Origin of the sequence: Actinacidiphila paucisporea (assembly GCF_900142575.1) — a bacterium.
Classification (GTDB): domain Bacteria; phylum Actinomycetota; class Actinomycetes; order Streptomycetales; family Streptomycetaceae; genus Actinacidiphila; species Actinacidiphila paucisporea.
The window spans coordinates 1-17402 of sequence record NZ_FRBI01000024.1 but is presented as its reverse complement, the minus strand read 5'-3'; the positions used below and the strand labels follow the sequence as shown (position 1 = coordinate 17402).

Genomic DNA, 17402 nt, shown 5'->3' with positions numbered 1-17402 from the left:
GGCGATGCCGTGCGAGCGCCGGCTTCTCCTCGCCGGCGCGGGAGCGAGCGGTGGAAGGCCGGTGTGTGGGCGTTGATCGGTGATGTCTGAGAGGTTCCTGGCGGTGACGACCGCTCCCGACGAGGTGGGCCGCGCGCGGCGGTGGGCCTGCGACCAGGTGGCCGGATTCGCCTGGCCCACGCGCTGGCACCCCGACGGTGCCGCGGTGGGGCTGGTGGTCTCGGAACTCGTGACGAACGCCCTGCGGTACGCGGGCGGTGTGGTGGGCCTGACGCTGGTGTTCGACTCCCGGCGGCTGCGGATCCTGGTCAGTGACGACTCGCGGGTCCAGCCGATGCCGCGGCCGACCGCGGCGGGCGGCCACGGACTGGTGGTGGTGGAGGAGCTGGCGGCCTCGTGGGGCGTGGTCACCCGCGGCATCGGCAAACAGGTGTGGGCCGATCTGGCGGCCGCGGGCGCCGCGCCCGCTCGGGCGCCGGCCGGCCACTCCGCGGCCGGCGCACCGGCCCCGGATCAGGGGTGCCTGTGCTGCTCGGCCACGACGGTCGGGAACAGGACGAGCGCGCCGGTGATCTCCAGGAGGTGGCGGACGCTCGTGCTCGGCGCGCGCAGGTGGACGCTCCCGCCCTGCTCCAGGGCGCTGAGGCGGGTCTGCAGGAGCACGCTGAGGAAGGTCGAGTCGGCGAAGCTCACACCGGCCAGGTCGAAGACCAGGTGGGGCTGGTGTGCCAGCGCGCGGTCCACCGCTTCCTGAAGCGGCCCGATGCCGCCCAGGTCGGCCTCACCGCGCACGGTGATCACGCTGGGGGAACCCACGGCGCACTCCACCGACAGCTGTGGGCCGCTCGGTGGAGCGGTGGCAGAGGAGGTGTCCATGGTCGCTCCGGGATCGAACTCTCGTCGGCCAAGCCTGGCACAGGGACAGGGCCCGGCGGGAGCACGCACGGTAAAGATCGCATACCATCCGCGCCGGACTCCGCCGCTGCCGGCTGCCGCCCCTCCCACCCGCGAGCAGGCGGCCGGTGAAGGGCTACGGGGCTACGGGTGCCGGAGCGGTATCCGTGCGGTGACCCGCTTGCCCGTCGCAGTGGTCGTCACGTGGAAACCGCCGCAGACCATCCTCACGATCTCCAGGCCGTGCCGGCCCACCCGGCCGGGGTCCGGGCCCATCTCGGCCACGGGCTGCTCCGAGGTGTCCCAGACGCAGACCTCGACGGCGTCCCCGAGCACCCGCAGATCGACCCCGCACGGACCTTCGGCGTACTTCACCGCGTTGGTGACCAGCTCGCTGACGACCAGCTGCACGTTCGCGACGACGTCACCGGGAGCGGGCGCCCCGGTGTCTCCCAGGTGGTCGAGCAACCCCTCGGTAAGGCGCCGAGCAGCGGCTATGTCCCCTGGCGAACCCTTGTAGACCTGGCCTACGCGCACCACACCACCCTCAACCGGCGCCTGCCCCAGGACGGCAACTGACGTGGGGCCGCTCGGCTCCCCGTGACCTCGGCGCGTCGAGCGCGCAGCAGTGGCTGCTCATGTCCGCTTTTCCCCAGGAGGGCAGCTCACACGCGAAACCGGCCGGTGACCGTGTAACAGCGGCTGCGCCGCCGGCACCGGGCGGGCGGCCCACCTCCGGAGACATCGCCCCTCGGGCGGGTGATGCGGCGTTCGCGGGGCACGCGGACACCCAGACGTGGCCGAGATGATGGTGAGGATCCGTCCTATGAGCAGTGAGAGCATGCCGGCTGACCGGATGGGGGGCGCGGGCGCCTGGGCTGAGGAGGGCCGGGGGTCCGCCGGCGCCGTCCTCCGGGCGCCGGCCGGTGGGGGAAGGCCCGCCGGACGGGCAGCCGGGGGTCACCGGCCGCTGGCGGCGGTCGCGATGGCGCGGATGGCCGTACTGCTGCTCCGGCTCCGCGCCGGGAGGCGGGCATGAAGGCCGCGGCGCTCGCGTACAAGCCGGTCGGCCTGCTTCTCGGTGTGGCCGGCGGGGCCGCGGCCGGGGCGTTGTTCCGGCAGTCGTGGAAGCTCGTCACCCATGGGGACGATGCCCCGGAGGCCACCGACAAGGACCGCGCCTGGCGGGAGATCCTGCTCGCGGCTGCGGTGCAGGGCGCCATCTTCGCGGTGGTCAAGGCGACCGTCGCCCGGGGCGGCGCCCACGTGGTGGAGCGCGTCACCGGCCGTTGGCCGCAGTGACGCCGCCCGCGGCCCCCGGCGAGGTCCCCGCGGCGCGATCCGACGCTTTCGGCCGGGATGCGCCATCCCCAGGGCGCGGAGAGGATGAGGTATGACCACGACCGGGACACCTGACGGCGACGACGGCGGAGCGGTGCTGTTCGACGTCGACGGCACGCTGATGGACACCGTCTACCTGCACACCGTCGCCTGGTCCGAGGCCCTGCGCCAGCAGGGCTTCCGGGTCCCCATGGCACGGATCCACCGGTGCATCGGCATGGGCAGTGACCACCTGCTGGACGCGCTGCTGAGCGAGGAGCGCGACCGCGATGGTGACGAGGCGCTCAGCGCCGCCCACGACACCCTCTACGCGCAGCACTGGTCCCGGCTGGCCCCGCTGCCCGGGGCGTCGGACCTGCTGCGGGCGTGTGCGACACGCGGCTGGCGGGTGGTGCTCGCCTCGTCGGCGAAGAAGAAGGAGGCCGAGGTGATGATGCGCGCGCTCGACGCCGATGACGCGATCACCGCGGTCACCACCGCTTCGGACGTGTCGTCCAGCAAGCCCGCCCCCGACCTGGTGCAGCAGGCGCTGGACAAGGCCGGGGTGCCGGCCGAGCGCGCGGTCTTCGTCGGCGACGCCGCGTGGGACGGCAAGGCCGCCCGCAAGGCGGGGGTCCGCTGCCTGGGCGTGCTCACCGGCGGCTGGTCCCGGGAGGAGCTGCACGAGGCCGGGATGGAGGTGGTCTACGACTCGCCTTCCGAGCTGCTGGGCCGCCTCGACGACAGCTTCCTCGCCGTCCCGCCGGGCTGGGCGTGACCGGCACCACCACGTAAGGAAAGGGCCGCCATGACCGCTTACGGATACTTCCTGTCCTGCGAGGAGTTCACCCCGCGGGAACTCCTCGACCAGGCCCGTATGGCGGAGCAGGCCGGTTTCCAGGCGCTCGCCATCTCGGACCACTTCCACCCCTGGAACGACGAGCAGGGGCAGAGCCCCTTCGTGTGGTCGATGATCGGCGCGATCTCCCAGGTGACGTCGCTGCCGATCACCACGCTGGTGACCTGCCCGACGGTCCGCATGCACCCGGCGCTCAACGCGCAGGCCGCGGCCACGGCGGCGGTGCTCACCGGCGGGAGGTTCCGTTTCGGGCTGGGCAGTGGCGAGGCGCTCAACGAGCACATCGTCGGCGGCGGCTGGCCGGACGCCGGTGTGCGGCTGGAGAGGCTGGAGGAGGCGGTGGAGGTGATCAGGAAGCTGTTCACCGGCGAGCGGGTCACCCACCGCGGCACCCACTACACGGTGGAGAACGCCCGCCTGTACACCGTCCCCGACGAGCCGGCGCCGCTGTACATCTCCGGGTTCGGCCCGCGCGCGGCGGATGTGGCCGGACGCATCGGCGACGGCTTCGTGACGATGCAGCCCGACGCCGCGCTGGTGGACAGGTTCCGCCAGGCGGGCGGCGCCGGCAAGCCGGTCGTCGGCGGTCTGAAGGTGTGCTGGGACACCGACCGGCAGCGGGCGGTGAAGACCGTGCACCGGCTGTGGCCGAACGAGCAGCTTCCCGGGGAGCTGCCGCAGGTCCTGCCGACCCCCGAGCACTTCGAGCAGGCGAGCAGCCTGGTCACCGAGGAGATGATCGCGGACGCCGTCGTCTGCGGTGACAGCGCCGACGACCACGTCAAGGCGGTGACGGCCTACACCGGGGCCGGGTTCGACGAGGTGTACGTGAACCAGATCGGCCCCGACCAGCGGCAGTTCTTCGACTTCTACAAGACCGAGGTGCTGCCCCGCCTGACCGAGTCGCGGTAGCCGGGCCCTTCCCGCTCACCGGTGCCCGGGACGCCGCAGGGCCGCGCGGCGTGCACGGGCCGTGGCCGCCGCCGTGAGGGTGAGCAGCAGGCCGGCCGACGGCCACGCGAGGCCGGGGTGCTGCGACAGCCAGGTCTGCGGGGACCGGGCGTGGGAGCGGTCGTCGAAGCTTCCGTGCGCGCCGTAGTCGTGCCCGGGCCCGGCCTTCCCCGCGCCGTCCAGCGGCTCCCACAGGTTGTCCTTGCGGTCGGCGGGGACGTCCTGCCCGCTCTGCTGGGAGTCGTAGCCGGTACGGGCCAGGTAGCGGTCGAGCAGGCCCGCGGCGACCTTGTCGGCCAGGATCGTGGCGACGGTCGAGGCGCCGACGTAATACTGCTTGCGCCGGGGGCGCTCGGCGGCGCGCAGGACGGCGCGGGCCGCCACCTCGGGCTGGTAGATCGGGGCGACCGGCTGCGGCTGCTTCGGCAGCCGGGAGCGCACCCAGGAGAACTGCGGCGTGTTGACCGCGGGCATCTGCACCACCGTGATGTGCACGTTGCTCTTCATGTGCATGAGTTCGGTGCGCACCGAGGAGGTGAAGCCGTTCACGGCGTGCTTCGCGCCGCAGTAGGCGGACTGCAGGGGGATCGAGCGGGCGCCCAGGGCGGAGCCGACCTGCACGATCGTGCCCCGGTCGCGGGGGAGCATCCGCGCCAGCGCTTCACGGGTCCCGTTGACGTAGCCGAGGTAGGTGACCTCCGTGACGCGCCGGAAGTCCTCGGGGCGGATCTCGGTGAAGGGTGCGAAGACCGAGGTGAAGGCGACGTTGACCCACACGTCGAGGGGCCCGAAGTGCCGTTCGACCTCTTCGGCCGCGTCGTGCACGGCGGTGTGGTCCGCGACGTCGGCCGGTACCACCACCGCCTGGCCGCCCAGTTCCCGCACCTCGCGGGCCGCCGCCTCCAGGCCGGTGCGGCCGCGGGCGACCAGGCCGATCCGGTCGCCCCTGCGGGCGAACTCGCGGGCGGTGGCACGGCCGATCCCGCCGCTGGCTCCGGTGATCAGGACAGTCTGGGGCATGTCGTCGTCTGCCTTTCTCGGGAAAATGCCGGGCGCGACCGCGCGCCCTCAGCTCTTGCGATAGCGGTCCGCCACATCGGCACGCAGGGCGAGCCCGTGCCCGGGCGCGCCGTCGGCGCCCGGACGCACCGCGCCGGCGTGCCACCCGGACCGCCTGATTGCGGGTGTAGGCGCCGTTGGCGTCGACGTAGAGCTCCACGCCGTCGCCGATGCTGCGCCGCGCACGGCTGATCCGCTCCCGGTCGCGGGCCTCCGAGGCGCCCCAGGACCCGCCGATCTTGATCTTGACCCGGGGGATACCCGGCTCGCCGGCGCCGCTCGTGGCTCCGTGGGGCACGGTTCAGTCCTCCGCTCCGGGGCGGTCGTCGCGGTGGCGGTGGCCGGGCAACATCTCCTGGACCTTGGCCTTGATGCCCTGGCGGACCATGGCGGTACGGTCGCTGTCGCCGTGCACGATCGCGGCGGTGGCGGCCTCGATCTGGTCGAGCGTGGCGTGCGGCGGGATCGGGGGTACGGCCGGGTCGGTGCGGAAGTCGATGACGAACGGCCGGTCCGCGGCCAGCGCCTGCTGCCAGGCGTCCAGCACGCCCTCCGGCTTCTCCACGCGTACGCCGTCCAGTCCGATGGAGCGGGCGAAGTCGGCGTAGGGCACGTCCGGCAGGGCCTGTGACGGCAGGAACTGCGGCGCCCCGGACATGGCCCGCATCTCCCAGGTGACCTGGTTGAGGTCCTGGTTGTTCAGGACGGCCACGATCAGCCGGCGGTCCTGCCAGTCACGCCAGTATTTGGCGGCGGTGATGAGTTCGGCCATGCCGTTCATCTGCATGGCGCCGTCGCCGACCAGGGCGATGGCGGGGCGGTCGGGGTGGGCGAACTTCGCACCGATGACGTAGGGCACGCCGGGCCCCATGGTGGCCAGCGTGCCGGACAGCGAGCCGCGCATCTCGCCGCGCATCCTCAGGTGCCGGGCGTACCAGTTGGCCGACGAGCCGGAGTCCGCCGACAGCATGACGTCGTGCGGCAGCAGGTCGTTCAGGGCGTGGACGACGTATTCGGGGTTGATCGGGTCGGCGTCCACGGCCGCGCGGCGCTGCATGACCTCCCACCAGCGGGCGGTGTTCTTCTCCACGGTCTTCCGCCACGAGCCGTGCTTCTTGCGCTTCAGGTGCGGCAGCAGGGCGCGCAGCGTGCCGGCCGCGTCGCCGACGAGGTTGACCTCGAAGGGGTAGCGCAGCCCGACCATGAAGGGGTCGAGGTCGATCTGCACGGCGCGGGCCTGTCCGAAGTCGGGCAGGAACTGGGTGTAGGGGAAGCTGGAGCCGATGACCAGCAGGGTGTCGCAGTCCTGCATCAGCTCGTAGGAGGGGCGGGTGCCGAGCAGGCCGATGGAGCCGGTGACGTAGGGGAGTTCGTCGGACAGGACGTCCTTGCCGAGCAGCGCCTTGGCGACGCCCGCGCCGAGGAGGTCGGCGAGCTGCACGACCTCGGCCTGGGCGCCGCGGGCGCCCTGGCCGACCAGGACGGCGACCTTCTCGCCCGCGTTGAGCACCTCCGCGGCCCGCAGGAGGTCGGCCTCGCCGGGCACCGGCGCGGACGACGACATGCCGAGGCTGGAGGGCACCATCTTGAAGGCATGGGTGGGCGGCGAGTAGTCCAGTTCCTGGACGTCCGCCGGGATGATCACGGCGGTGACGGTGCGCTTGCCGTAGGCGGTGCGGATCGCCCGGTCGATGACGTTCGGCAGCTGCTCGGGGACGGTGACCATCTCGCAGAAGTCGGCGGCCACGTCCTTGTACAGGCTCAGCAGGTCGACCTCCTGCTGGTAACTGCCGCCCATCGCACTGCGGTTGGTCTGCCCGACGATCGCCACCACCGGTACGTGGTCCAGTTTGGCGTCGTACAGGCCGTTGAGCAGGTGGATCGCGCCGGGCCCCGAGGTGGCCGCGCAGACGCCGACCTTGCCGGAGAACTTGGCATAGCCGACGGCCTCGAAGGCGGCCATCTCCTCGTGGCGGGCCTGGACGAACCGCGGCTTGTTCTCGGCCCGGCCCCAGGCGGCGAGCAGGCCGTTGATGCCGTCGCCCGCGTAGGCGAAGACGTGCTCGACGTCCCATTCGCGCAGGCGTTGGAGTACGTAGTCGGAGACCTTCATCGACACGGTGGTTCTTCCTCTCGTTTCTGCGGTGGGCGGATGCGTGCTCCGGGCGAGCGGCGGTTCACCGTCTCCTCAGCCGTGCCAGGGCGTAGGCGGCCCCGAGGGCGGTCCCGGCGGCGGCCAGTGCCGCGGCGCCGGTCGCGGCGCGGCCCGCCGCCCGGGACGGGGCGGCGGGTCTGGCGGCGGCCTTCTCGGGACGGTCCGCGGGCGCGGGCCCGTCCAGCGCCATGGCCAGCGCCTCGGCGAGGTGCAGCGCGCCGCGGCCCGTGCCGCCCTGTTCGATCTGGGTGCGGCAGCTGAAGCCGTCCGCCAGCACCAGGGCGCTGGGCGCGGTCTCCCGCACCGCGGGCAGGACCCCCAGCTCGCCGATCTCCATGGACAGCTCGTGGTGCCCGGCTTCGAACCCGAAATTCCCCGCGAGCCCGCAGCAGCCCTCGTCCAGGACGTCCGCGTCGATGCCTGCGCGGCGCATCAGCTCCCGGTCGGCGTCGAATTTCGTCACGGCGTGCTGGTGGCAGTGGGTCTGCACGGTGGCGGCCCGGGTGAGCACCGGCGGCCGCCAGCCTTCGGGAGCGCGGTGCAGGAGCAGCTCGGAGAAGGTGAGGAACTGCCCGGCCAGCCGCTTGACGCCCTCGTCGTCCGGCATCAGCTCGGGCGCGTCGGCGCGGAAGACGGCGGTGCACGACGGCTCAAGGCCGACGACCGGCGTGCCCGCCTCGATCCACGGCCGCAGCACCGCGAGCGTGCGGCGCAGCACCCGCTGGGCGGCGTCGAGTTGGCCGGTGGAGATCCAGGTCAGCCCGCAGCACACCGCCTCGGTCGGCACGTACACCCGGAATCCGGCGTCCTCCATCACCCGGACGGCGGACCTGGCGACCGACGGGTGGAAGTAGGTGCTGAAGGTGTCCGGCCACAGCACGACCGCGCGGGGGTCGCCGGGAGACGGCTCCGGCGTGCCGCGAGCCCGCCACCACTGGACGAAGGACTCCTCGGCGAACAGCGGCGCGTCGCGGTCCGCGACCCCGGCCAGGCGCTTGCCGACCCGGGAGAGGCCCGGTGCGCGCAGCACCGTGTTCACCAGCCCGGGGGCGATCCGCGAGGCGCGGGCCCACAGCGGCAGCCATCCCAGCGCGTAGTGCGCCGCGGGCCGCAGCCGCCCCTGGTAGTGGTGGGACAGGAACTCCGCCTTGTACGTGGCCATGTCGACGCCGACCGGGCAGTCGGACTTGCAGCCCTTGCAGGCCAGACACAGGTCGAGGGCGTCGCGGACCTCGGTGGAGCGCCACCCGTCGGTGACGGGGGAGTCGGTGTGGCCGCCGATCATCTCGAACAGCAGCCGGGCGCGGCCGCGGGTGGAGTGCTCCTCCTCGCCGGTGGCCCGGTAGGAGGGGCACATCACGCCGCCTTCGTGGGTGCGGCAGTTGCCGACGCCGACGCAGCGCATGACGGCCTGGTTGAAGGAGTGGTCGTCGTCCGGGTAGCCGAAGCGCGCGTCGGAGTCGTCACGCGGCCGCCACAGCGGGCCCAGCCGCAGATGGGAGTCGGCGGCGTTAGGCGCCACGACCTTGCCCGGATTCATCCGGTTGCCGGCGTCGAAGAGCGCCTTGAGCTCGCCGAACGCGCCGACCAGGCGGTCGCCGAACATCTTCGGCAGCAGCTCTCCGCGGGCCTGCCCGTCACCGTGCTCGCCGGACAGCGACCCCCCGTAGGAGACGACCAGGTCGGCGGCCTTGAGCAGGAAGGAGTGGAAGGCGGCCACCCCCTCCGCGGTCCGCAGCCCGAACGGGATGCGGGTGTGCACGCACCCCTGCCCGAAGTGGCCGTAGAGCGAGGGGTGGTCGTAGCCGAACTCGGCGAAGAGCTTCCTCAGATCGCGCAGGTAGTCCCCGAGCCGGTCCGGCGGCACCGCCGAGTCCTCCCAGCCCTCCCACGTCTCCCGGTCGTCCGGGGGCCGCGCGGTGACGCCGAGGCCCGCCTCACGGGCCCTGAGCGTCCGCTGCTCGCGCTCCGGGTCCTCGGACAGCGCGACCGTCGGATCGTCCGTGCGCCGGCCCAGGGCCCGCAGCAGCTCGCGGGCCTGCCGGTCCACGTCGTGGCTGTCGACGCCGGTGAACTGCACCAGCAGCCAGCTGTCGCCCTCGGGGAACGAGTTCAGCGACTCCAGATGGCTGCTCTCCTCCCGCATCAGCTGCGCCATCCGGCCGTCCATCGCCTCCAGCTGGGCCGGCTCGCTGTGTTCCAGGACCGGGGTCACGTCGTCGGCGGCCGCGAAGATGTCGGGATAGCCCAGGACGAGGATCGCCTGGGCGGCCGGGACCGGCACCAGGTCCAGCTCGGCGTGCAGCACGGTGACCAGGGTGCCCTCGCTGCCGACCAGCGCCCGTGCGACGTGGAAGCCGTTCTCGGGCAGCAGGTCGTCGAGGTTGTAGCCGGACACCCGGCGCGGGATCTTCGGGTAGCCCTGCCGGATGTCGGCCAGGTAGGTGTCGGCCAGCTCGCGCATGCCCGTGTAGAGCTGGGCGCGGCGGCCACCCGCGGCGGCGATCTCCTCGTACTCCCGTGGTGACGTGCGGCCCGTCCACATCCTGGCGCCGTCGTAGGTCAGGACCTCCAGCCGGCGGACGTTGTCCACCGTCTTGCCGTACGCCTGGGCGGAGGCTCCGCAGGAGTTATTGCCGATCATCCCGCCGAGCGTGCAGTGGCTGTGCGTGGAGGGCTTCGGGCCGAACATCAGGCCGTACGCGGCCAACCGCCGGTTCAGCTCGTCCAGCACGATGCCCGGCTCGACCACGCAGGTGCGCGCGTCCGTGTCGACCGAGACCAGGGCGTCGCAGTATTTCGTCCAGTCGAGGACCACCGCGGTGTTCGTGCACTGCCCGCCCAGACTCGTACCGCCGCCCCGGGACAGCACCGGCGCCCCGAAGCGGGCGCACACCGCCACCGCGGCCGCTCCGGCGTCGACCGAGCGCGGGACCACCACGCCGATCGGGACCTGCCGGTAGTTCGAACCGTCGGTGGCGTACGCGCCGCGGCTGCCGGCGTCGAAGCGCACCTCGCCGTCCACCTCGGCGCGCAGCGCGCGCTCCAGGGCTTCGACGTCCAGTGCGCCGTCGGGCTCCTTCGCCGCCGGCTGCGGTCCTGCGGTCGTGGTCATCGCGCCTTCCCCGGTGCTGCTCTCACGAACGGCGGCTCAGCCGTGGGCGGCTCGTCAGTGGCCGAGCGCCTTGTTCAGCTCCGCCTTCGACATGGTCGAGCGGCCCTTGATGCCGCGCTGCCGGGCCTCGTTGTACAGCTGGTCCTTCGTGGGGCCCTGCGAGCCGGAGTGGGAGCGCTGCCCGCCCCGCTTCGACGACGACATGTCCTGCGTGGAGGTGCGGCTCGCGGTACGGGACTCGCCCGCACGGGCCCGCTCCTTGTTCACCGTGCGCGCCGCGATCTCCTTCGCGCGCTTGTCGGACGCGCCGCGGTCCTTGGCGCTGTCCTTGATGTGCTCGTACTGCCGTTCGCGCTTGGCGTTCGATCCCCTGGGCATCACACCCACCTTCTCTCTGTGTGTCGGCCCACCGGCATGCACGGGCCTGCTCGACCGGCTGCGCGGCATCTCGGTGCGCACCGGGCCCGGCAGGGGGAATCCGAAGGGCCGTCGCCGTCCGCCTGCCCGGCGCGGCATCCCGTACGCATGCGGCTCCCGTAGGGGACGGGCGCCGCCCGGCTACCGGCGGTTCACCTCGGGACGGACACCACGGCCGTCGGCCCGCAGCCCTTCCCCCGTACCCGGCCCGCGCACCGGACGCCCCGCGGCGCGCAATCTCCGTCCCGATGGCCCGCACCCAGTGGGGCGCAGCACCGCCGTCACCGCTCACCGGGGGAGCCTGTGCCGGAGCCGGGTCAGGGCTTCCCGTCGCCGGCTTCCTGCGCCGCGTTGGGCGGACCCGTCGTGACGTCGACGAGCGCGACCACCAGGGCGAGCGCGGCCAGGCCGGCCGAGGTGATCAGCCCGGCCTGGAGCCCGGCGGACCAGTCGGGGCGGGCACCGCCGGCCTTGGAGAAGAAGACCGAGCCGACAGCGGCGATACCCGCCGCGGAACCGATCCGCTGGGCGGTCTGGAGGACGCCCCCGGCGCTGCCCGCCCGGTCCACCGGGACCTCACTGAGCGTCAGCGTCTGGTTCGGCGAGATCACCAGCCCGCTGCCCACGCCCGCGAACAGCAGCGGCAGCGCGGTGACCAGTCCCACGGACCGGCCGCTGTCCTGGTGGACGGCCAGCACCGTGCCGAGCAGCCCGACGACCACCATGCCCAGGCCCGCCGCGACCAGCGGGCGGCCGATCCGGGTCACGACGCGGCCGCCGATCGCCGCCGCGGTGCCCGAGCCGAGGGCGAACGGCGTGATGGCTGCGCCCGCCTCCAGCGCGGAATACCGCATCCCGTTCTGGAGGAAGAGCGTCATGACGAAGAAGATCGAGGTGAAGCCGGCGAAGTACAGCAGGGACAGCATGGTGCCGAGCCCGTACGAGCGCCGGCGGAACAGCGCCAGGTTCACCAGCGGCTCGTGGCTGCGGCCGTAGTGCCGCTCCCAGGCCACGAAGCCGCCGAGGACGGCCAGGGCCACCGGGAGCAGTGCCCATTTCTGCGCGCCCGGCCACTCCCGCTCCTGGACGAACGGCAGGAGCAGCGCCACCGTCCCCAGGCCCAGCAGGACGACGCCGACCGGATCGAGATCGCCGCGCGCCCGTCCGCCGCCGTCCCGCTGCCGCCCGCCCGGCAGGAGCCGGTAGGCGAGCGGCAGCAGCACGACGCCGATCGGCAGGTTGACGTAGAAGACCCAGCGCCAGCCCTCATGCGTCCCGAACAGCTGGATCAGCAGCCCGCCGAGCAGCGGCCCGACGGCGGTGGACACGCCGATGGTGGCGCCGAGCAGCCCGAAGGCCCGCCCGCGTTCCGCCCCGCGGAACATCTGCTGGATGAATCCGGAGACCTGCGGGACGAGGATGCCGCCGGCCACCCCCTGGACGAGCCGCGCGGCCACCAGCCACCCCTCGTTCTGCGCCGCGCCGGCCAGCGAGCTGGCCACGGTGAACACCACGAGTCCCACCATGAAGACATTCCGGCGGCCGCGGATGTCCCCGACGCGCCCGGCCGGCACCAGCACCAGGCCGAAGGCGAGGGCGTAACCCGACAGCACCCACTGCAGGCCGCTCTGCGACGCGCCGATCCCGGTGCGGATCGAGGGCAGCGCCACATTGACGATGCTCACGTCCAGCAGCGTCATGAAACTCGCGGTAAGGCAGACCGCCAGCGCGCGCCACCGGGCGGAGGTGTCCCGCCCCTCGGCCGAGTCCTGCTGCGAGGTCGTACGAGTCAGGTGCACGGGTGGGGTGTCCTTTCCCTGACGCACGGGGATTCACCACCGGCGGATCGCGGTCACACCCGCTGCCCCCGGGCAGGCGTCCGACCTGGACACGGGTGCCCGGTCGGGCGCCGATCATGCGCCGGGACGGCCCCCGGCGCCGGCGCCCCGGCCCGCCGCCACAGCCGGCGGGGCCTGCCTGCGGGCGCCGTCCGCCTGCCTTGCCCCCGCAGGAGTCCCCGGGCATAAAATGCGGCCGTGTCACCCGAGAGATCGACCATGCGTCCCACCGGCACGATGACCGCGGAAGCCGCTGCCCTGCGGCACTACCTGGACGCGCAGCGGGCCAGTGCGCTGGCCATTCTCGAGGGGCTCACCGACGAGCAGCTGCGGACCGCGGTCGTGCCCTCGGGATGGACGCCGCTCGGGCTGGTCAAGCACCTCGGTTACGCCGAGCGGTACTGGTTCCAGACGGTCTTCGGCGGGACGGCGTCCGAAGTGCCGTGGCCCGGCGACGACGAGAACCTGATGACCTCGGCGCATCCGGTCGCGGAGGTCTTCGCCTTCTACCGTGAGCAGTGCGAGCGGGCGAACGACCTGCTGGCGACCACGCCGCTGGACGCGAAGCCGGCACGAGGGCACGGCAACGACCCGGACGGGGAGGTCGCCGACCTGCGCGGGATCGCCCTCCACATGATCGAGGAGACCGCCCGCCATCTGGGCCACCTCGACACCGCACGCGAACTCCTCGACGGCCGCACCGGCCTCGGCCCCCGCTAGGTCCTGACGTCGGAGCCGGAGGTGTGCCCGCATGGCGCGGGGGTAGCCGCCCTTGCGTGAAGCAGCGACCGACCACACGTGGTGCGACCGCTTCACAGCTTTGTACGGCAACGGAAGGACGCGAACTATGAGCGACAACATCTGGAGCTACGGGGCGACTTCCGGCTATCAGGCGGACGCCGACGTCGTCGGCTACAAGGTCGAGGCGACGGACGGTCACATCGGCAAGGTCGACAAGCACTCGAACGAGGTCGGCGGCGCCTACCTGGTGGTCGACACCGGAGTCTGGATCTTCGGCAAGTCGGTCCTGCTGCCCGCCGGGACGATCGAGGCCATCGACCACGACGCCAAGGTCGTGCGCGTCTCGCGGACGAAGGACGAGATCAAGGGCGCGCCGGAGTTCGACAAGGACAGCCACACCACCGACCCGGACTACCACCAGCAGGTCGGCGGCTACTACGGCACGCAGGCCACCCGCGAGTGACCTCACGCGCAGCACAGGGCGGCCCGGACGAGCAGATGTCCGGGCCGCCCTGTTGTCGCGTTCGGCAGGCGCCGAGGTGAACGGACCGCCGCCCGGGGGAAAAACACCCGCGGCGGGGCGGCCGGCCCGGTCGGCGCGGAGGGGTCAGGCGTCGGCCCGGTCGCCGAGCCTGGAGTGGCCGGACCGGCGCAGTGCCTCGTTGATGCGCTGGGCTTCTTCGAGCTGGTCCTCGAGGATGACGATGCGGCAGGCGGCCCCGATGGGGGTGCCCTGGTCGACGAGTTCGCGGGCGCGGGCGGCGATGCGCAGCTGGTAGCGGGAGTAGCGCCGGTGGCCGCCCTCGGAGCGCAGCGGGGTGATCAGGCGGGCTTCACCGATGGCGCGCAGGAAGCCCTGGGTGGTGCCGAGTATCTCGGCGGCCCGGCCCATCGTGTAGGCGGGATAGTCGTCGTCTTCGAGCCGGCCGTAGGAATCGCCTGCTGTCATCGCACCTCTCTGGAACACGCTGGAGGGGCCTTGGTGCCGTACGGCACCAAGGCCCCGAAGGAACGGGTTACACCATCTGCCGGCCTCTGGACTGCGCCGGCCTTCTGTGTCCGCATGCCTGCCGGGGGGACGGCGGGACCTGCGGGGATCGCGGTTGCTTGACCGGAGACCACCTCACTATCGATGTCCTGCGGTACCCGGGCTCTCTGATCCACCCGGGCGATCCTGATGGCGCGCTGCTCCTCCGTTCTTCCCTCTTGTCAGCACTTGCCTTCGGAACTGCTTGCTTACTTCTGTCCTGCTGGTGGCGGCCCCTCATCACTCAGGCCACCCGGTCCGGTCGTCAGCCCCGTCGCCGTCCTGCGACAACCCTGGCTTCGGAACTCCACCACCGCACCGTCCTGCGCACTGCGACTGCTGTACTGCGGGTACCGCTGCCGGGCAGTTCGTCTCTGCCCGGCCCTGCTGTCCTTCTGGCTACGAGAGAAACCTTAACCACACCGCCGCGCCATGTCTACTTCCGCCGCGATAGATTTTTCGGTGTTCGAAGCAGAGCTAACTTGGGCCGCGAGGCGCCGGCGGTCGTCAGGCGGGCGAGTCGCCGCCCCGCGGGGCGCGGAGCCGGTCGGTGTGCCGGGTGACGGTGTCGATGCGGCTGGCCAGGTCCGGGTGGCCGGTTCGCAGGTGGGGGCGGGTGGCGGCCAGCGGGCTGAGGAGACCGGCGGCGTCGTCCGCGGCGAGCGCGGTGTCGAGGTGGCCGAGTGCGGAGCCGGCGGTGGTGGGCAGGTCCGTGAGCGCGGTGATCTCGCCGGCCAGCCTGCGCAGGTCGGAGGCGTTGGCCCGGGCCCAACTGTCGATGGTGCGGTCGGCGGCGCGCTGGTTGCGGGTGGCGTTGACCCGCTCCTCGCCGGTGGACCCGGGCGTGCCGGGGCGCAGGCGCAGGTAGCGGCGTTCCGCGGCCTGGCGGCTGGCGACGCCGAGGGGGGTGGCCAGGTCGGCCCACGTGGCGCCGGCTGTCCGGGCCGTCTCGATCAGGCCCGTCTCCCAGCCGGCGAGCTGCTCGCGTACTTCGCGCAGCAGCATCAGGGAGGCGAGGGCCTGCTGGGGGCCTTCCGCGGGTCCGGGGTCGTCGCCGGCGGATGCGTGGGCGGCGTCGTTCAGTGCCGCCCGGATGGTCTCCAGGGCTGCCGCGGCGGTGAGGAAGGAGGTGGCCGTGCCGTCTCCCGGGGGACCGGGCGGCGCGGTTCGGTCGGCTGTCACGGTGGTGTCCTCCAGTGTCACCTTCCGGGTGACGAAGATGTTTGTCATCGGATGGATGACATGGTACAACGGTGGGCAGGTGAACGACACCCGGCAGCAACTGCCCGACCTACTGGAGGTGTTCCGCGATGCTGATGCGTACCGACCCCTTCCGTGAACTGGACCGACTCACCGAGCAGCTCCTGCGCCCCGGCACTTGGTCGAGGCCGGCGGCGATGCCGATGGACGCCTACCGCGACGGCGAGGAGTACGTGGTCTCCTTCGACCTGCCCGGGGTCTCCCCGGAGGCGATCGACATCGACGTCGAGCGCGACACTCTGACCGTCAAGGCCGAGCGGCGCCCCACCGCGCAGGGCGACGGCGTGCAGATGGACGTGTCCGAGCGGCCGCTCGGCGTCTTCTCCCGCCGGATCGTGCTGGCGGACGCCCTGGACACCGAGCGCATCCGGGCCGACTACGAGGCCGGGGTGCTGACGCTGCGCATCCCGGTCGCCGAGCGCGCCAAGCCCCGCAAGATCGCCGTCGGCGCGAAGCCGGCCCGGCAGGAGATCGCCGGCTGAACCCGGCACCTCCGGGAGGCGGGAACCGCCTCCCGGAGGGCCGAGCGCGCCGCCCACCGAGAAGCCCACCCCCGCACGCGGCGGCCGGTCCCTCTGACGGGCCGGCCGCCGCCCGAGACGGAAAGTCCGCTCCCCGCCCATGCCCACTCCCGTGCCCACGCAGCCCGGACGGCGCCGGAACGCACCGGCGCCCAGCTACGACCAGACGCTGGAACGCATCCGCTACGACGGCGCCTACCCGACCCGTGAGCGAGCCGAGCAGGTCACGCGCACCGTCCTGGCGGCCCTCGCAGCCCAGCTGGGCGGCGACCTGCGCGCCGAGCTCGCCGCCCAGCTGCCCGCCGAGGCCGCCCGTCCCCTCCACTGCGCGGCGCCCGCGGCCCAACCCCTCACCGGCTGGGGCTTCGTCCAGGACGTCGCCGCCCGCTCCGGTACGAGCCCCGCCGTCGCCCGGTGGGACACCGGTGCCGTACTCGGCGCCGTCGCCGCCCTGGCGGACCCGGGCCTGCTGACCCGAATCCTGGATGAACTCCCCTCCGGATACGCGCTGTTGTTCGGGCGTGCCGAGCTGGTCCAGGCCGCCTGAATTGCCCCGACGCCTGTTCGGATGAAATTGTGTGCATGCCCGGCTCCCAGCGGGGCATTAGAGTCGCAGCCGAACGAAAGCCCGAGAGGTGATGACATGACCACCGAGATCGCTGTGATGGACGCGTCCGCCCCCTCGGGCCCGGCGGCCCGCTCGGCGGAGTCCGACCAGCAGACCGCCGGCCTTCCCTTCATCGAGGACGCGGGCAAGGTCGCCCCCAAGGACGCGCGGGAGCTGTCCCGGCTGTTCTTCGACCGGCTGCAGACCCTCGAAGAGGGCACCCGCGAGTACAGCTACGCCCGCAACACGCTGATCGAGATGAACATGTCCCTGGTGCACTTCTCCGCGCGGCGGTTCCGCAGCCGCGGTCCGGAGGAGTGGGAGGACATCCTGCAGGTCGGCACGATCGGGCTGATCAAGGCGATCGACCGGTTCGACCTGTCGCGCGAGGTGGAGTTCACCACCTTCGCGGTGCCGTACATCGTGGGGGAGATGAAGCGGTTCTTCCGCGACACCTCCTGGGCGGTGCATGTGCCGCGCCGCCTGCAGGAGTTGCGGGTGGAGCTGGCCAAGGCCCGCGACCACCTGACGGCCGTGCTGGACGCGCCGCCGAGCGTGGCGGAACTGGCCGCGTACCTGGAGATCACCGAGGAAGAGGTCATCGAGGGCCTGGTGGCCTCCAACGGCTACACCGCGGG

17 protein-coding genes and 1 pseudogene are annotated in these 17402 nt (G+C 72.6%); 8 read left to right on the top strand and 10 right to left on the bottom strand.

From position 1 onward, the window contains the following. Positions 1–513 precede the first annotated feature (513 nt). Both BUE44_RS27770 and BUE44_RS27765 read right to left on the bottom strand, forming a co-directional pair. Positions 514–816: an STAS domain-containing protein gene (locus BUE44_RS27770; protein WP_159450309.1), complete on the bottom strand. Its 303-nt coding sequence runs from the start codon at positions 814–816 to the stop codon at positions 514–516. A gap of 222 nt (positions 817–1038) precedes the next feature. After that, complete coding sequence (locus BUE44_RS27765; protein WP_235002521.1) at positions 1039–1431, bottom strand: ATP-binding protein; 393 nt, start codon at positions 1429–1431, stop codon at positions 1039–1041. 498 nt (positions 1432–1929) lie between these two features. On the opposite strand from BUE44_RS27765, the gene BUE44_RS27755 reads away from it, so the two are divergent. The 3 genes from BUE44_RS27755 (at position 1930) to BUE44_RS27745 (ending at position 3985) form a co-directional block, all read left to right on the top strand. Next, a complete protein-coding gene (locus BUE44_RS27755) occupies positions 1930–2196 on the top strand; it encodes a DUF4235 domain-containing protein (protein WP_073501754.1) in 267 nt (88 codons plus the stop codon). 91 nt (positions 2197–2287) lie between these two features. Next, positions 2288–2992, top strand: coding sequence for an HAD family hydrolase (locus BUE44_RS27750; protein WP_073501753.1), 705 nt, complete (start codon positions 2288–2290; stop codon positions 2990–2992). A 30-nt stretch (positions 2993–3022) separates the two neighbouring features. Further along, complete coding sequence (locus BUE44_RS27745) at positions 3023–3985, top strand: TIGR03557 family F420-dependent LLM class oxidoreductase (protein ID WP_073501752.1); 963 nt, start codon at positions 3023–3025, stop codon at positions 3983–3985. A 15-nt stretch (positions 3986–4000) separates the two neighbouring features. Here BUE44_RS27745 and BUE44_RS27740 read toward each other — a convergent pair whose 3' ends face one another. The 6 genes and pseudogenes from BUE44_RS27740 to BUE44_RS27715 form a co-directional block, all read right to left on the bottom strand. After that, positions 4001–5044 (bottom strand): SDR family oxidoreductase, encoded by a 1044-nt coding sequence (locus BUE44_RS27740; protein ID WP_073501751.1) that lies wholly within the window; start codon positions 5042–5044, stop codon positions 4001–4003. A 145-nt stretch (positions 5045–5189) separates the two neighbouring features. Beyond that, positions 5190–5381 (bottom strand): annotated as a pseudogene (locus tag BUE44_RS27735) (enolase C-terminal domain-like protein); the annotation flags it as partial. 3 nt (positions 5382–5384) lie between these two features. Further along, a complete protein-coding gene (locus BUE44_RS27730) occupies positions 5385–7196 on the bottom strand; it encodes a thiamine pyrophosphate-requiring protein (protein ID WP_073501750.1) in 1812 nt (603 codons plus the stop codon). Between the two features lie 64 nt (positions 7197–7260). Next, positions 7261–10353 (bottom strand): FAD-binding and (Fe-S)-binding domain-containing protein, encoded by a 3093-nt coding sequence (locus tag BUE44_RS27725; RefSeq protein WP_073501749.1) that lies wholly within the window; start codon positions 10351–10353, stop codon positions 7261–7263. Between the two features lie 54 nt (positions 10354–10407). Further along, positions 10408–10731 carry a plasmid stabilization protein gene (locus BUE44_RS27720; RefSeq protein ID WP_073501748.1) on the bottom strand — a complete coding sequence of 108 codons (324 nt, stop codon included), beginning with the start codon at positions 10729–10731 and terminating at the stop codon, positions 10408–10410. 356 nt (positions 10732–11087) lie between these two features. After that, positions 11088–12470 (bottom strand): MFS transporter, encoded by a 1383-nt coding sequence (locus tag BUE44_RS27715; protein ID WP_079190144.1) that lies wholly within the window; start codon positions 12468–12470, stop codon positions 11088–11090. A 336-nt stretch (positions 12471–12806) separates the two neighbouring features. Here BUE44_RS27715 and BUE44_RS27710 point away from each other — a divergent pair, with 336 nt between their 5' ends. Beyond that, a complete protein-coding gene (locus BUE44_RS27710) occupies positions 12807–13328 on the top strand; it encodes a DinB family protein (RefSeq protein WP_235002518.1) in 522 nt (173 codons plus the stop codon). 127 nt (positions 13329–13455) lie between these two features. Beyond that, positions 13456–13812, top strand: a complete 357-nt coding sequence (locus BUE44_RS27705; protein ID WP_073501747.1) for a PRC domain containing protein — start codon at positions 13456–13458, stop codon at positions 13810–13812. A 144-nt stretch (positions 13813–13956) separates the two neighbouring features. Here the strand turns inward: BUE44_RS27705 and BUE44_RS27700 are convergent, their stop codons facing one another. Both BUE44_RS27700 and BUE44_RS27695 read right to left on the bottom strand, forming a co-directional pair. Then, positions 13957–14298: a MerR family transcriptional regulator gene (locus BUE44_RS27700; RefSeq protein WP_073501746.1), complete on the bottom strand. Its 342-nt coding sequence runs from the start codon at positions 14296–14298 to the stop codon at positions 13957–13959. A 585-nt stretch (positions 14299–14883) separates the two neighbouring features. Further along, positions 14884–15606, bottom strand: coding sequence for a type III effector protein (locus BUE44_RS27695; RefSeq protein ID WP_235002516.1), 723 nt, complete (start codon positions 15604–15606; stop codon positions 14884–14886). 80 nt (positions 15607–15686) lie between these two features. Here BUE44_RS27695 and BUE44_RS27690 point away from each other — a divergent pair, with 80 nt between their 5' ends. The 3 genes from BUE44_RS27690 to BUE44_RS27680 all read left to right on the top strand — a co-directional run. Next, positions 15687–16118, top strand: coding sequence for an Hsp20/alpha crystallin family protein (locus BUE44_RS27690; protein WP_073501745.1), 432 nt, complete (start codon positions 15687–15689; stop codon positions 16116–16118). A gap of 139 nt (positions 16119–16257) precedes the next feature. Further along, on the top strand, positions 16258–16704 hold the full coding sequence (locus tag BUE44_RS27685; RefSeq protein WP_073501744.1) for a DUF2267 domain-containing protein: 447 nt from the start codon (positions 16258–16260) through the stop codon (positions 16702–16704). Positions 16705–16821: 117 nt separating this feature from the next. Continuing rightward, positions 16822–17402, top strand: a 581-nt coding sequence (locus BUE44_RS27680; RefSeq protein ID WP_143172598.1) for a sigma-70 family RNA polymerase sigma factor, incomplete at its 3' end; no start/stop codon positions are given.

Bases quoted from the DNA above. Each gene is read 5' to 3' on its own strand.
- BUE44_RS27755 (WP_073501754.1), top strand. From the start codon at position 1,930: ATGAAGGCCGCGGCGCTCGCGTACAAGCCGGTCGGCCTGCTTCTCGGT.
- BUE44_RS27750 (WP_073501753.1), top strand. From the start codon at position 2,288: ATGACCACGACCGGGACACCTGACGGCGACGACGGCGGAGCGGTGCTG.
- BUE44_RS27745 (WP_073501752.1), top strand. From the start codon at position 3,023: ATGACCGCTTACGGATACTTCCTGTCCTGCGAGGAGTTCACCCCGCGG.
- BUE44_RS27740 (WP_073501751.1), bottom strand. From the start codon at position 5,044: ATGCCCCAGACTGTCCTGATCACCGGAGCCAGCGGCGGGATCGGCCGT.
- BUE44_RS27730 (WP_073501750.1), bottom strand. From the start codon at position 7,196: ATGAAGGTCTCCGACTACGTACTCCAACGCCTGCGCGAATGGGACGTC.
- BUE44_RS27725 (WP_073501749.1), bottom strand. From the start codon at position 10,353: ATGACCACGACCGCAGGACCGCAGCCGGCGGCGAAGGAGCCCGACGGC.
- BUE44_RS27720 (WP_073501748.1), bottom strand. From the start codon at position 10,731: ATGCCCAGGGGATCGAACGCCAAGCGCGAACGGCAGTACGAGCACATC.
- BUE44_RS27715 (WP_079190144.1), bottom strand. From the start codon at position 12,470: ATGACGCTGCTGGACGTGAGCATCGTCAATGTGGCGCTGCCCTCGATC.
- BUE44_RS27705 (WP_073501747.1), top strand. From the start codon at position 13,456: ATGAGCGACAACATCTGGAGCTACGGGGCGACTTCCGGCTATCAGGCG.
- BUE44_RS27700 (WP_073501746.1), bottom strand. From the start codon at position 14,298: ATGACAGCAGGCGATTCCTACGGCCGGCTCGAAGACGACGACTATCCC.
- BUE44_RS27695 (WP_235002516.1), bottom strand. From the start codon at position 15,606: ATGACAAACATCTTCGTCACCCGGAAGGTGACACTGGAGGACACCACC.
- BUE44_RS27690 (WP_073501745.1), top strand. From the start codon at position 15,687: ATGCTGATGCGTACCGACCCCTTCCGTGAACTGGACCGACTCACCGAG.
- BUE44_RS27685 (WP_073501744.1), top strand. From the start codon at position 16,258: ATGCCCACTCCCGTGCCCACGCAGCCCGGACGGCGCCGGAACGCACCG.